12 protein-coding genes are annotated in these 14,139 nt (G+C 69.6%); 2 read left to right on the top strand and 10 right to left on the bottom strand.

Features of this window, described 5'->3' with window-relative positions; all coding sequences use genetic code 11:
* Positions 1-90: 90 nt before the first annotated feature.
* The gene (locus ABV606_RS10510; RefSeq protein WP_353987687.1) at positions 91-702 is read left to right on the top strand and encodes a DNA-binding protein; all 612 of its coding nucleotides are present in this window, start codon (positions 91-93) and stop codon (positions 700-702) included.
* On the top strand, positions 699-1,280 hold the full coding sequence (locus ABV606_RS10505) for a hypothetical protein (protein WP_281489553.1): 582 nt from the start codon (positions 699-701) through the stop codon (positions 1,278-1,280). The genes ABV606_RS10510 and ABV606_RS10505 overlap by 4 nt, the downstream gene beginning before the upstream one ends.
* 53 nt (positions 1,281-1,333) lie before the next feature.
* On the opposite strand, the gene ABV606_RS10500 is transcribed toward ABV606_RS10505, so the two are convergent.
* The 10 genes from ABV606_RS10500 to pheS all read right to left on the bottom strand — a co-directional run bounded on the left by ABV606_RS10500 (position 1,334) and on the right by pheS (position 14,099).
* Complete coding sequence (locus ABV606_RS10500) at positions 1,334-1,960, bottom strand: DNA-3-methyladenine glycosylase (RefSeq protein ID WP_435415019.1); 627 nt, start codon at positions 1,958-1,960, stop codon at positions 1,334-1,336.
* Positions 1,957-3,366, bottom strand: a complete 1,410-nt coding sequence (argH, locus tag ABV606_RS10495; RefSeq protein ID WP_281489552.1) for an argininosuccinate lyase — start codon at positions 3,364-3,366, stop codon at positions 1,957-1,959. Before argH ends, ABV606_RS10500 begins: the two co-directional genes overlap by 4 nt.
* A complete protein-coding gene (locus ABV606_RS10490; protein WP_353987686.1) occupies positions 3,366-4,565 on the bottom strand; it encodes an argininosuccinate synthase in 1,200 nt (399 codons plus the stop codon). The genes argH and ABV606_RS10490 overlap by 1 nt, the downstream gene beginning before the upstream one ends.
* A gap of 109 nt (positions 4,566-4,674) precedes the next feature.
* The gene (argF, locus tag ABV606_RS10485) at positions 4,675-5,616 is read right to left on the bottom strand and encodes an ornithine carbamoyltransferase (RefSeq protein WP_353987684.1); all 942 of its coding nucleotides are present in this window, start codon (positions 5,614-5,616) and stop codon (positions 4,675-4,677) included.
* The gene (locus ABV606_RS10480) at positions 5,613-6,854 is read right to left on the bottom strand and encodes an acetylornithine transaminase (protein WP_353987682.1); all 1,242 of its coding nucleotides are present in this window, start codon (positions 6,852-6,854) and stop codon (positions 5,613-5,615) included. Before ABV606_RS10480 ends, argF begins: the two co-directional genes overlap by 4 nt.
* Positions 6,851-7,768, bottom strand: coding sequence for an acetylglutamate kinase (gene argB, locus ABV606_RS10475; RefSeq protein ID WP_353987680.1), 918 nt, complete (start codon positions 7,766-7,768; stop codon positions 6,851-6,853). The genes ABV606_RS10480 and argB overlap by 4 nt, the downstream gene beginning before the upstream one ends.
* Positions 7,765-8,916 (bottom strand): bifunctional glutamate N-acetyltransferase/amino-acid acetyltransferase ArgJ, encoded by a 1,152-nt coding sequence (gene argJ / locus ABV606_RS10470; protein WP_281489547.1) that lies wholly within the window; start codon positions 8,914-8,916, stop codon positions 7,765-7,767. The genes argB and argJ overlap by 4 nt, the downstream gene beginning before the upstream one ends.
* The gene (gene argC, locus ABV606_RS10465; RefSeq protein WP_353987678.1) at positions 8,913-9,956 is read right to left on the bottom strand and encodes an N-acetyl-gamma-glutamyl-phosphate reductase; all 1,044 of its coding nucleotides are present in this window, start codon (positions 9,954-9,956) and stop codon (positions 8,913-8,915) included. The genes argJ and argC overlap by 4 nt, the downstream gene beginning before the upstream one ends.
* Positions 9,957-10,563: 607 nt before the next feature.
* Positions 10,564-13,062: a phenylalanine--tRNA ligase subunit beta gene (pheT, locus tag ABV606_RS10460; RefSeq protein ID WP_353987676.1), complete on the bottom strand. Its 2,499-nt coding sequence runs from the start codon at positions 13,060-13,062 to the stop codon at positions 10,564-10,566.
* Entirely contained in the window at positions 13,062-14,099 is a 1,038-nt protein-coding gene (pheS, locus tag ABV606_RS10455) for a phenylalanine--tRNA ligase subunit alpha (RefSeq protein WP_353987674.1), read from the bottom strand. The genes pheT and pheS overlap by 1 nt, the downstream gene beginning before the upstream one ends.
* Positions 14,100-14,139 lie beyond the last annotated feature (40 nt).

The raw sequence follows: 14,139 nt of genomic DNA, 5'->3' as shown, positions 1-14,139 counted from the left end.
TTGAAAGCCTGGATGCTTGATCGTGGGGCATCAATGCTCTAACCTTGTGTCGATCGGATCAAGCCGTCACGCTTGGTGTCAGGAGGCATCGTGTTCGTCATCACCGCCGACCAAGTCGGCAGCCGCAAAGGAAGCGACCGCGTCTCGATCGCCCTGGGTCGTTTGAACCGTCGCGACGACCTGCTGCTGCCGGCAGAGCGCACGGCGGGTGACGAGTTGCAGCTCGTGACGCAACGAGGGGCAACGGCGCTCGACATCGTGCTCGAGCTGAGTCGAAGCGGCGAGTGGAACATCGGGTGCGGCGTAGGGGGCGTTTCCGGTCTCGACGGCGGTTCGGTGCGCTCGGCATCCGGAGCCGCGTTCGTCGCGGCGCGCGCGGCCGTCGAACGCTCGAAAGCGAAGCAGACGCGGTTTGCGCTGCGAGACGCCACCACGGACGTTCCAGGTCTCGAAGCGCTCATCGACCTGCTGCTCGTCGTGCGTTCGCGACGCACCGCCGAGGGATGGGAGGTCGTAGATCTGCTCGCGGGTGGTACGACGCAGGCGCAGGCGGCGCAAGAGCTCGGCATCACTCCCCAGGCCGTGAGCCAGCGCGCCATCGCCGCCGCGTGGCGGGTCGAGAGGGCCGCGCTGCCTGCGCTGGCGGACCAGCTCGAAGCGATGGATAGGCTCGACGTCGACCAGTCGCAAGGAGCCGCATGATCACCTACGTCACCGCTGCGCAGGCCATGGCCGCCGCGGCGATCGCGATGCTCACCCTCGTCGGCGCTGTCGTCATGGTGGCGTTCGCGAGTCGGCGCGACCGGCAACGCCTCGCCGTCGTGGCGGTCGCGGTGGTCGCGACGTGGATCGTGTGGTCGCTGCTGGGTGGCTTGCACGGCGCGCATCCGCTGTACCTCGTGGTGGCCGGCATCCTGCTCACCGCGCTCGCGGTCGTGGGCGGCAACCCCGTCGTCGGGCTGGTGCTCCGCTTCGCCACCGTCGACAGCCGGCCGGGCGAGCATGGCGGCATCATCGTCGGCGATGATGCGCACGCGCCTCGCGAAGTGCTGCGCGGCGGGACGACCATCGGCTTCCTGGAGCGGTTCGCGCTCGTCGGTAGCGTGCTCGCCGGGCAGTTCGGCGGCATCGCGGTGGTCGTCGCGGTCAAGGGCCTCGCCCGCTACTCGGAGTTCCAGCATCCCGAAGCGCGTGAGCGGTTCATCATCGGCACCCTCACCAGCTTCATCTGGGCCGTCGCGTGCGCGGCGCCGTTGGCCATTCCGGCCATCATGCCGTGAGCGCGCCCTCTATCCGCAGCGCAGCGGGCAGCGTCTGAACCGGCGGCCTCGGTTCAACGCTTGCGCGACACGGCGGCACGGTAGGGCGACACCGTCGGGTCGCCGGGCAGCCAGAAGCGCCACGGATACTCGTGAGTGCCCCCGGCGCCCGATACTCCAGTGCGCGGGCCTGTCAGGTATTCGGATGCCGGCTCGTCCACGTGGAGCGTGACCGGCCCGACCGCGAGGTCGCAGCCGCCGTCGTCGAGCGTGATACCGAGCGCCTGCGCGAAGTTTCCCGGCCCGCGCGCGAGCCCCGCATGGGAGGCGGCCTTCGGGCGCCGCGCGCGAGCGGCATCCTCGCCCTCGATCACCTCGCCCGCGCGCAGCAGCAGTCCGGACGCGGTTCCCTCAGGGGCGCAGACGACATTCGCGCAGGTGTGCATGCCGTACGTGAAGTACGTGTAGAGGTGCCCGGGCTCGCCGAACATGACCTGGTTGCGGTTCGTTCGTCCACGGAACGCGTGGGAGCCGGGGTCGATCGACCCCATGTACGCCTCGACCTCGGTGACCCGTACGGCCACCTCCCCCTTGCGGATGATCGCCCCGAGCAGGAGTGGAGCGACTTCGACCGCGGGCGCCAGCAGGAGCGAGCGGTCGAACCCGCCCGCTCCGCGCTGAAGCTCGGCCGTGTCGGTCACGCCAGGGCGCGCACCCGCTCTGTGAGCTGCGCCAATTGCTCCGCCACTCGCGCGGGCGCTGTTCCACCGACCCCGGCGCGGCTGGCGACGGCACCAGAGACGCTCAGCACCTCGCGCACTCCCCCGGTGAGTCGAGCATCGATCGCGGCGTAGTCGTCGTCGCTCGGCTCGTGCAGCTCGAGTCCGCGCTCCTCGCAGAAGCGCACCAAGGCGCCGCTGATCTCGTGCGCTTCGCGGAAGGGCACCCGCTGCTTCACGAGCCACTCGGCGACATCGGTCGCGAGCGAGAAGCCCTGCGGTGCGAGCTCAGCCATCCGCTCGGTGTCGAAGCGGAGCGTCGCGACCATGCCGGTGAACGCGGGCAGCAGCACTTCGAGCGTCTCGACCGAGTCGAACACCGGCTCCTTGTCTTCCTGCAGGTCGCGGTTGTAGGCGAGCGGCAGGCCCTTCAACGTCGCCAACAGGCCGGTGAGGTTGCCGATGAGGCGCCCGGCCTTGCCTCGAGCGAGCTCTGCGATATCAGGGTTCTTCTTCTGCGGCATGATGCTCGAGCCGGTCGAGTACCCGTCGTCGAGCTTCACGAATCCGAATTCGCGAGTCGCCCAGAGGATGATCTCCTCGGAGAGGCGCGACAGGTCGACGCCCAGCTGCGCGGCGACGAACGCGAACTCGGCGACCACGTCACGCGATGCGGTCGCGTCGATCGAGTTCTCACTGACGCCCGTCAGTCCGAGCTCGCGCGCGACCAGCTGAGGGTCGAGCCCGAGCGAGCTGCCTGCGAGGGCGCCGGCTCCGTACGGCGAGAGCGATGCGCGCGCCGACCAGTCGCGGAGACGCTCGAGGTCGCGCACGAGCGGCCACGCGTGCGCCAGCAGCTGGTGGGCGAGCAGCACGGGCTGCGCGTGCTGCAGGTGGGTGCGACCGGGCATGACGGCGTCGCCGGCGGCATCCGCCTGCGATGCCAGAGCATCGATGAGGTCGATGACCAGGCGGGTGATCCGCCGGGAGTGGTCGAGCAGGTACAACCGCACGAGCGTGGCGATCTGATCGTTGCGGCTGCGCCCGGCGCGGAGCTTGCCACCGAGTTCGGGGCCGACGATGCCGATGAGCGCCGTCTCAAGCGCTCCGTGCACGTCTTCGTCGCCCTCGCCCGGAACGATCTGCCCCGCGTCGACCGCAGCTTCAAGCCGGTCGAGCCCGTCGAGCATGCGCTCCAGCTCGGCGTCGTCGAGGTAGCCGGCGGCCGCGAGCGCCTTGGCGTGCGCTCGCGACCCGGCGATGTCATACGGGTAGAGCTGCCAGTCGAAATGCGTCGACCTGCTCAGTGCAGCGAGTTCGGGCGACGGGCCCGACGCGAATCGCGCACCCCACAGCGCACCCTCGTTGGTCGAGCCGCCGCCGCTCATCAGTCGCCCGCGAGTTCGCGCCGTGCCGAGATGCGGCTCGGAAGCGACCACAGCTCGATGAAGCCCTTGGCGAGCGACTGGTCGAAGGTGTCGCCCGTGTCGTAGGTGGCGAGGCTGAAGTCGTAGAGGCTCTGCTCAGAGCGACGACCGGTGACCACCGCGCGGCCTCCCTGCAGCTTCAGCCGGATGTCGCCCGAGACGTACTGCTGGGTGTCGTCGATGAACGCGTCGATCGAACGCTTGAGACCCGAGAACCAGAGGCCGTCGTACACGAGCTCGGCCCACTTCGACTCGAGCGTGCGCTTGAACCGGTTCTGGTCGCGCTCGAGCGTCACGTTCTCGAGCTCCTCGTGCGCCTCGATCAGCGCGATCGCGGCGGGCGCCTCGTAGACCTCGCGGCTCTTGATGCCGACCAACCGGTCTTCGACGATGTCGATCCGGCCGACGCCGTGGCGGCCGGCGAGTTCGTTCATCGCGACGACCATCTCGAGCGGAGTCTTGCGCTCGCCGTCGATGGCCACGGGCACACCCTGCTCGAAGGTGATGGTGACCTCGTCGGCGTCGCGGATGATCGACGGGTCTTGCGTGTACTCGTAGATGTCCTCGATCGGCGGGTTCCACGGGTCCTCGAGGAACCCGGTCTCGACCGCGCGACCCCACACGTTCTTGTCGATCGAGTAGGGGCTCTTCTTCGACTGCTCGATCGGCAGGTTGTGCTCCTGCGCGTACACGATCGCCTTGTCGCGGGTCAGGGCGAGGTCGCGCACCGGTGCGATGCTCGTGAGCTCCGGACCGAGCGCGGCGACGGCGGCTTCGAAGCGCACCTGGTCGTTGCCCTTGCCCGTGCAGCCGTGGGCCACCGAATTCGCGCCGAGCTCGTTCGCCGTCTTCACGAGGTACTTCGCGATGAGCGGACGGCTGAGCGCCGAGACGAGCGGGTAGCGCTTCTGGTACAGCGCGTTGGCCTTCAGCGCCGGAACCAGATAGTCGTTCGCGAACTCGTCCTTCGCGTCGACGACGACCGACTCCACAGCACCGCAGTCGAGCGCGCGCTGGCGGATGTCTTCCATGTTCTCGCCACCCTGACCGACGTCGATCGCCATCGCGACGACCTCCTTGCCGGTCGCGTCTTTCAGCCAGCCGATGCCGACCGAGGTGTCGAGGCCGCCAGAGTAGGCGAGCACGACGCGTTCTGCCATGGAAACTCCTTGTTCTAGTTCTCTGTCAAGTGTATGAAGCGGATGCCGGGAGCCCGCTCCGACGGCTGCCGCCTCTTCGCCGACCGCGTGCGCGACCGGCGACGTCTCGTTATGCCGCCACTGCCGCCCGGTTGCGCTCCAGCAGCCACACGAGCAGCGCCTTCTGGGCGTGGAGTCGGTTCTCCGCCTCATCCCAGATCACGCTCTGCTCTCCGTCGATGACCTCGGGCGCCACCTCGAAGCCGCGGTCGGCGGGGAGGCAGTGCATGAAGATCGCGTCGGCGTCGGCGAGCCCCATGAGCTCCTGGTCGACCTGGTAGCCGCCGAAAGTGGCGACCCGCTGCTCAGTCTCCGACTCCTTGCCCATCGACACCCACGTGTCGGTCACCACCACGTCGGCGCCGGTCACCGCGGCGCGAGGGTCGGTGAGCACCGCGACCGAGCCGCCGGTGCGCGAGGCGATGGCCTCGGCATCCGCCACGACATCCTGTGCCGGTGAGTAGTCGGCCGGGGCCGCGACGCGCACGTGCATGCCGGCGGTCGCGCAGGCCAGCAGGTACGACTGCGCCATATTGCTCGCCCCGTCGCCGAGGAACGTCACGGTCAGCCCCTCGAGCGAGCCCTTGTGCTCGCGGATCGTGAGCAGGTCGGCCAGCAGCTGGCAAGGGTGGAAGTCGTCGCTCAACGCATTGACGACCGGGATCTGGGTGCCCTCGGCCATCTCGACGAGCCCGGACTGGGCGTACGTGCGCCACACGATCGCCGACACCATGCGCTCGAGCACACGCGCCGTGTCGGAGGGCGTCTCCTTGCCCCCGAGCTGACTGCTGGCGGTCGAGATGATGAGCGGGTGGCCGCCGAGCTCGCCGATGCCGACCGCGAAGCTCACTCGCGTGCGCGTCGACGACTTGTCGAAGATCACCGCAACCGTCTGGGGACCCTCGAGGGGGCGCGTGCCGTACCGGTCGCGCTTGAGCTCGATCGCGAGGTCAAGCACCTCGCGCTGCTCCTCGGGGCTGAGGTCGTCATCGCGCAGGAAGTGCCGGGTCATGCTGCCGCCTCCAGGGCTCGGGTGAACAGTCGCGTGAACTCTTCGAGCTCGGCATCGCCGACGATCAGTGGCGGCGCGAGGCGCACGCTCGTGTCATTGGCCGCGTTGACGATGAGCCCGAGTTCGAGGGCGCGGTTCGCGACGGCGGTCGCGTGCGGGGCCGCGAGCGCAACGCCAAGCAGCAGACCCCGGCCTCGCACCTCGCTGACCATCGGATGCTGGATGCGGAGCACAGCCTCACGCAACTGCTCGCCTCGGCGCCGCGCGTTCTCGACGAGGCCGGCGCGCTCGATCTCAGCGAGCACCGCGTCGCCCACCGCGGTCGCGAGAGGGTTGCCGCCGAAGGTGCTGCCGTGCTGGCCGACCTTGAAGAGCTCGGAGGCTTCGCCGAACGTGACCATGGCTCCGATGGGCACTCCCCCGCCGATGCCCTTCGCCAATGTGACGACATCGGGCACGATGCCGTGGTGCTGATACGCGAACCAGTCGCCGGTGCGCCCGGCACCGGTCTGGATCTCATCGACGATCAGCAGGGCGCCGTGTTCGGTGGTGAGGCGACGAGCTGCCTGGACGAACTCGTCGCTGAGCGGCACCACGCCCGCCTCGCCCTGGATGGGCTCGAGGAACACGGCCGAGACCGGCTGCTTCGCGTCGAAGGCCGATTCGAGCGCCATCACCGTCGGTTCGATGTGCTCGACTCCTGGCAGCAGCGGCTCGAACGGCTCGCGCAGCATCGGCTTGCCGGTGATGGAGAGGGCACCGACCGTGCGGCCGTGAAATCCGTTGTGCAGCGCGACGAGCGTGCCCTCGGGGCGATGCCGTCGCGCGAGCTTGATGGCGGCCTCATTGGCCTCGGCGCCCGAGTTGCCGAAGTACACCCGGCCTTGAGCGCCCGCGCCGGTGAGGCGCTGAAGCCGCTCGGCGAGCGCCAACTGAGGCTCGGAGGCGAAGTAGTTGGAGATGTGGGCGACCGCTGCGGCCTGCTTCGAGATGGTCTCGACGAGCACCGGGTGCGCGTGGCCGAGGGCGTTGACGGCGATGCCCGAGAGGAAGTCGAGGTAGCGGTTGCCGTCGGCATCCCACACGTGGCAGCCTTCTCCGCGCACGAGCTTGCGAAGCGGCGGCGGCGCCGAGCCCATCATGACGTCGGTGTAGCGGCGGCGCGTCTGCTCGAGCGGTGTGGTCTCGGCTGCGTCGGCGTCGTTCGTGATGCTGGTCTGGCCTGCGTTCTCGGTCACGCGGGTACCACCTCGGTTCCAATCCCCTGCTGCGTGAAGATCTCGAGCAGGATCGAGTGCGGCTGCCGGCCGTCGATGATGGCCGCCTTCGGAACGCCGCCGTCGACGGCTTCGAGGCACGCGGTCATCTTCGGGATCATGCCCGATTCGAGGCTCGGCATGAGTTGCCGGAGCTGATCGGCATCGATCACCGAGACGAGCGAGTCGCGGTTGGGCCAATCGCTGTACAGGCCAGCCACATCGGTGAGCACGACGAGTTTCGCGGCCCCGAGCGCCACCGCGAGCGCTGCAGCAGCGGAGTCGGCGTTCACGTTGAGAGAGTCGCCCGGGTGTTCCGCATCGGGCGCGATCGAGGAGATGACCGGGATGCGCCCCGCAGCGAGGGTCGAGAGCACGCTCGCCGGGTTGACTTCGACCACATCGCCCACCTGCCCGATGTCAACGGGTTCGCCGTCGACCACGGCGGCGCGCTTGCGCCCGCGGAAGAGACCGGCATCCTCGCCCGAGATCGCTGAGGCGAGCGGACCGTGCTCATTGATGAGGCTCACGAGTTCGCGGCTGACCTGGCCGGTGAGCACCATGCGCACGACCTCCATGGCCTCGCGCGAGGTGACCCGGTAGCCGCCCTTGAACTCGCTCGGGATGCCGAGGCGCTCGAGCATCGCGGAGATCTGCGGCCCACCGCCGTGCACAACGACCGGCTTGATACCGGCGTAGCGCAGATAGACCATGTCTTCGGCGAATGCGCGCTGCAGCTCGCGGTCGACCATGGCGTTGCCGCCGAACTTCACGACGATGATCTCGTCGTGGAACCGCTTCAGCCAGGGCAGCGACTCGATGAGCGTCGAGGCTTTCGCCGCCGCGTCAGCGGCCGGGCTGTGCGAAGCCGCGCTGGTGCCTGCTGCGTCGTTCATGAGCTGTACGCGCTGTTCTCGTGCACGTAGTCGTGCGTGAGGTCGTTGGTGAGCACCGTCGCTTCGGCGTCGCCGTTTCGAAGATCGATGAGCACGTGCACGGAGCGCTGGGTGAGGTCGACGAGGTCGCGCGGCTGGTCAGGCTCGCCGGCGTGGCACACCCGCACGCCGTTCATGCTCACATCGACCTGGTACGGGTCGAAGTCGGCACTGGTCGTGCCGATCGCGGCGAGCACGCGGCCCCAGTTGGGGTCGTTGCCGAACACGGCCGCCTTAAAGAGGTTGTTGCGCGCCACAGCACGGCCGACCTCGACGGCGTCGTCTTCGCTGGCGGCACCGACGACCTCGATCGCGATGTCGTGACTCGCGCCCTCGGCATCCGCTTGCAGTTGGCGGGCGAGGTCACTGCAGGCTTCGGTGAGCGCTGCGGTGAACTCGTCGATGGCGGGGGTGACGCCCGAGGCGGCCGACGCCATGAGCGTGACCTGGTCGTTGGTCGACATGCAGCCGTCGGAGTCGAGTCGATCGAAGCTCACACGGGTGGCCTCGCGGAGCGCGGCGTCGAGCGCCGACGAGTCGAGGTCGACATCCGTCGTAATGACCACGAGCATGGTCGCGAGCCCGGGTGCCAGCATTCCCGCGCCCTTCGCCATGCCGCCGATGCTCCAGCCATCGCGCTCGATGAGCACGGTCTTGGGCACCGTGTCAGTGGTCATGATCGCGACGGCCGCGTTGTGCCCACCGTCGCTCGAAAGAGCTTCGGATGCCGCTGCCACTCCCGCCAGCACCTTCTCACGGTCGAGCTGCTCGCCGATCAGCCCGGTCGAGCAGACGAGCACGTCACCGGCGGAGACGCCGAGGTGCTCGGCGACGGCCTCCGCGGTTGCGTGCGCGGTCTGGAAGCCCTGGGCGCCGGTGAAGCAGTTCGCCCCGCCCGAGTTGAGCACAACCGCCTCGACCACGCCGTCGCTGATGGCCTGCTTCGACCAGATCACCGGATTCGCCTGCGCGCGATTGCTGGTGAAGACGGCCGCAGCGGCCTTCTTCGGTCCGGTGTTGACGACGAGCGAGAGATCGGGTCGGCCCGACTTCTTGAGCCCTGCGGTGACGCCGGCGGCGCTGAAGCCCTTGGGTGCGGTGACGGTCATGGGGCGACTCCGTTCACGGTGAGGCCCGCCTGCTCCGGCAGCCCTGCGGCGATGTTCATCGACTGCACGGCGGCGCCGGCGGTGCCCTTGACCAGATTGTCGATCGCCGAGATGACGACCACCCGATCGGCGGCCTCGTCGACCGCCAGACCGATCAGCGTCATGTTCGAGCCGAGCACATCGGCGGTCTTCGGGAAGTGCCCCTCGGGCAGCACGTGCACGAAGGGCTCGTTCGCGTAGGCGAGCTCCCAGGCGGCGCGCACATCGGCGGCGCTCGCTCCGGGCTCGAGGGTCGCGGTCGACGTCGCGAGGATGCCGCGGCTCATCGGAACGAGCACCGGGGTGAACGAGATGGTCACGCCCTCGCCGCCGGAGACTTCGAGGTTCTGCACGATCTCGGGGGTGTGCCGGTGCACGCCGCCCACCGCATAGGGGGCGGCGGAGCCGTGGATCTCGCTCGCGAGCAGGTGCGTCTTGAGGCTCTTACCGGCTCCCGACGTGCCGACCGCGAGCACGGAGACGAGATCGTCGGCACGGATGACGTTGGAGCGGATGCCGGGCTGCAGCCCCAGCGTGATGGCGGTGACGTTGCAGCCGGGCACCGCGATGCGGTTGGCGCCGGCGAGGCGGTCGCGCTGCCGGGTGCCGTCGGCGCGGAGCAGCTCGGGCAATCCGTACTCCCAGGCCCCGAAGTACTCGCCGCCGTAGAACTTCGCCCATGCGGCCTCATCGGTGAGGCGGTGGTCGGCCCCGCAGTCGATCACGAGCGTGTCGTCGAGGTGAGCGGTGAGCTCGCCGGACTTGCCGTGCGGCAGCGCGACGAACACCACGTCGTGCCCCGAGAGGTTCTCCGGGGTGGTGTCGACGAGTTCGAGGTGCGCGAGCGAGCGCAGGTGGGGCTGCACGGCGCCGAGGCGCTGCCCTGCGTTCGAGTGCGCGGTGACGGTGGTGATCTCGACGTCGGGGTGGGTTGCGAGCAGGCGCAGCAACTCTCCCCCCGCGTAGCCGCTGGCTCCGGCAACGGCGACAGAAAGAGGCATGTCTTCTACCTTAAGTGGGAAATGGGCGGACTCAGGCCGGGGCGGCGACGCGGCCGGCACCGACGAGTCAGCGCAGCGGCGTCGCCGAGATTCGGCGCACGCGGAACACGCGACGGCGGTTGCGCCGGACGGCGGAGATGCGCGTGAGACCCACGGCACCACTGTATCGCGCGGCCTGGCGCGGAGCCGAATCGTCGCGATCGTCGCCCGTGCTCGTGGCTCTCGCAAGGGTTTGCTGCAGCCGCGCGCGGTGAAACCCTCGCGCTCGACGCAAACCCTCGCGAGAACACGCGGCAAGGTGCCCCGGCACGCCGATGCAGCGAGACGGATGCCGGGGGCCTCCCCCGTGCTCGTGGCTCTCGCGAGGGTTTGCTGCAGCCGCGCGGGGTGAAACCCTCGCGCACGACGCAAACCCTCGCGAGAACGCGCGGCGAGGGTCCCGGCCGGGCCCGGCGGTGCAGCGAGACGGATGCCGGGGGCCTCGTCCGTGCTCGTGGCTCTTGCGAGGGTTTGCTGCAGCCGCGCGGGATGCAACCCTCGCGCTCGACGCAAACCCTCGCGAGAACGCGCGACGAGGCGCCCCGGCCAGGCCGGGCCCGGCGGTGCGCTACTCGCGGAGCGTCGCTCCGAAGCGCTCGGCGGCCACTGCCACCCCGGCGAGCTTCGCCTCGGTCGCCTCGGCGGCGGTCAGCGTGCGGTCTGGTGCGCGGAAGCGCAGTGCGAACGTGAGCGACTTCTGGTCGTCGGCCATGCCGGCGCCCCGGTAGTCGTCGACGAGGTCGGCGTGCTCAAGCAGGTCACCGGCGCCCTCGACGACGGCAGCGAGCACGTCACCCGCAGGCACGCTCCGGTCGACGACCAGCGACAGGTCTTGCGTCGCCGCCGGGTACGACGAGAACGGCGTCACCGTCACCTCTGGCGCCGTACCGGCGATGAGCGCGTCGAGGTCGAGTTCCATGACCGGCACCACGCGAGGCAGGTCGAGCTCGTCCGCGATCGCGGGCAGCAGTTCGCCGGCGAGCCCGACGACCGTGTCGCCGAGGTAGAGCTCGGCGGTGCGTCCGGGGTGCAGCGCGGGGTGGTTGCCCTGCTCGACGCGGAGCGTCGCACCGACGGCCGCAGCCACCTGCCGGGCGGCGTCGAGCGCGTCGACCAGCGAGGCGGCAACAGCGGGCTGCGCGGGATGCCGCAGCACCCGGTCACCCGTGAACAGCGCCGCGATATGCCGGGCCTGGGGCGGGATGCTCGATTCGAGCGCCGCGATGGTGGCATCGCCCGGGTAACTGGTGCCCGACGGCAGCGCCTCGCTGCCGTAGCGAACACCCTGCTCGGGGAGGAACACGGTGCCGACCTCGAACAAAGCGAGATCGATCAGCCCGCGCGAGCGGTTGCGATGCGCGGTGTCGAGCAGACCGGGCAGCAGGCTGCGGCGCAGCAGCGGAGCTTCGCCGTCGAGCGGGTTCGCGAGGCGAACGGCCGGGGCGTCACCGCTGAACCGCTCATGCGCGGCTTTCGACAGGAACGGGTACACCTGCACTTCGGCGAGCCCGTTGGCTGCGAGCATCTGAGCGGCCGCGCGGCGCAAGCGCTGTTGGCGGGTGAGCCCGCGCCCGGGAGGAGCGACGGGCAGCGTCGACGGGATGCGGTCGTACCCGACGATGCGGGCGACCTCCTCCGCGAGCGTCGGCTCGTCGTCGAGGTCGGGCCGCCAGCTCGGCGCGGTGACCTCGAGGCCGCCGTCGACCTCGCGCACCGTCGCACCGATCGCTTCGAGCGCTGCGCGCGTCTCGGCATCCGTGTAGTCGGCACCGGTGAGGTCGTTCACGAACCCTGCCCGCAAGAGCGTCGAGTGGGCGGGCTTCGCCTCGGAGAACCGTGAGCCGAGCACATCGAGCGTGCCGCCGGCCAGCTCGACGAGCAGCTGCGCGACCCGCGCTGCTGCGGCATCCGCCACCTCGGGATCGACACCACGTTCGAAGCGCTTCGACGCCTCGCTCGGCAGCTTGTGCCGGCGGGCGGTGCGGGCGATGGAGACCGGGTCGAAATTGGCGGCCTCGATGAGCACGTCGGTCGTGGAGCCGGTCATCTCGGTCGTGGCACCACCCATGACGCCTGCGAGCCCGATCGGTCCCGAGTCGTCGGTGATGAGCAGGTCTTCGGGGTGGAGCGCGCGATCTGCACCGTCGAGCGTCGTCAGCCGCTCGCCCGGCTGCGCGCGGCGCACCGTGATGCCGCCCGTGAGCTTCGCGAGGTCGTAGCCGTGGATCGGCTGACCGAGCTCGAACATGACGTAGTTGGTGATGTCGATCGGAAGCGAGAGCGAGCGCACACCGGCGAGCGCGAGACGCGCGACCATCCACGACGGGGTCGGCCGCGTCGGGTCGATGCCGCGCACGACTCGGGCGACGAAGACCGAGCACCCCGCGTTGCCGCGGATGGGTGCGCGATCGTCGACGCGCACGGGGAACTCCTCGGCGATCGGTGCGTCGATGAGTTCACGCAGGGCCGCACGCTCGGCGGGGTCGTCGAATCGAGCGCCGGTCGAGTTGGAGTACTCGCGGCCCACTCCCCGCATCGACAGCGCGTAGCCTCGGTCGGGCGTGACGTTGATCTCGAAGGCGGAGTCGCCGAGTCCGAGCAGGGGCAGCGCGTCTGTGCCGGGCTCCGCGTCGATGCCGAGCGTCGACAGCCGAAGGATGCCGTCGTGGTCGTCGCCGATGCCGAGTTCGCGCACCGAGGCGATCATGCCGTCGCTCACGTGCCCGTAGGTCTTGCGCGCGGAGATCGGGAAGGGCCCAGGAAGCACCGCACCGGGCAGCGTCACGACGACGAGGTCGCCCTCGAAGAAGTTCTGGGCGCCGCAGACGATGCCGCGGGGCTCGCCCTCCCCCACATCGACCTGGCACCAGCGGATGGTCTTGCCGTTCGATTGTGGTTCGTCGACGAACGAGACGACGCGGCCGACCACGATGGGGCCCTCGATCTCGCTGCGGTGCACCGCTTCCTCTTCGAGCCCGACCCGCACGAGCGCGGCCTGGATGTCTTCGGGCGTCGCCTCGGCGGGGATCTCCACCACCTCGCGGAGCCACGACACTGGAACGCGCATCAGACCACCATCCCGTACTGCTTCGAGAAGCGGACATCGCCCTCGATCATGTCGCGCATGTCTCCCTCGTTGCGGAAGAGCAGCGTGCGCTCGATGCCCATGCCGAAGGCGAAGCCCTGGTACTCCTCCGGGTCGATGCCGCAGGCCCGCAGCACGTTCCGGTTGACCATGCCGCAGCCGCCCCATTCGATCCAGCGCGGTCCGCCCTTGGCGTTCGGCTGCCAGACGTCCATCTCGGCGCTCGGCTCGGTGAATGGGAAGTAGTTCGGTCGCAGGCGGATCTTCGCCTCGTCGCCGAACATCGCGCGGGCGAGGTGCTCGAGCGTGCCGCGCAGGTGCGCCATGGTGAGGCCCTTGTCGATGGCGATGCCCTCGATCTGGTGGAACACCGGAGTGTGGGTCGCGTCGAGCTCATCGGTGCGGAACGTGCGACCGGGCGCGACGACGTACACCGGAAGCGGACGATCGAGCAGCGAACGGATCTGCACCGGCGAGGTGTGGGTGCGCAGCACCAGGTGCGAGTCGGCCGGCTCCACGAAGAACGTGTCCTGCATCGCGCGGGCGGGGTGGTCCTCGTCGAAGTTCAGGGCATCGAAGTTGAACCACTCGTTCTCGAGTTCCGGTCCCTCCGCGACCTCCCATCCCATGCCGACGAAGATGTCGCTCATCTCCTCCATCAGCAGGTTGAGCGGATGCCGGGCGCCCGCGCTCCAACGACCCCCGAGCGCCGTCACATCGACGGCCTCGGCGGCGAGGCGAGCGGTCTCCTCAGCGGCGGAGAGCTCGGCCTCACGAGCGAGGAACAACTGGTTGACCCGGCCTCGGGCCTGGCCGACGAGCTTGCCGAGCGCCGGTCGCTGATCCGCGGGCACGTCGCGCAGTGCGCCGTTCAGCCGTGCGAGGGGCGAGCCCTCAGCGACATGCGCGGCACGAGCCGCTTTCAGTGCGGTCGAATCGGCGGCATCGCTGATCGCGATCGTCGCGGCTGCGACCGCGTCGGCGACCGCCGACTCGGTGATGGGGGTGGCGTCTGACACAGCAGTCGAGTCTACTTGCGCGCTGGAGCTTGGAGCGAAG

Source organism: Ruicaihuangia caeni (assembly GCF_040536845.1).
Lineage (GTDB): Bacteria > Actinomycetota > Actinomycetes > Actinomycetales > Microbacteriaceae > Ruicaihuangia > Ruicaihuangia caeni.
This window is presented reverse-complemented; position numbering and strand designations above follow the sequence as displayed.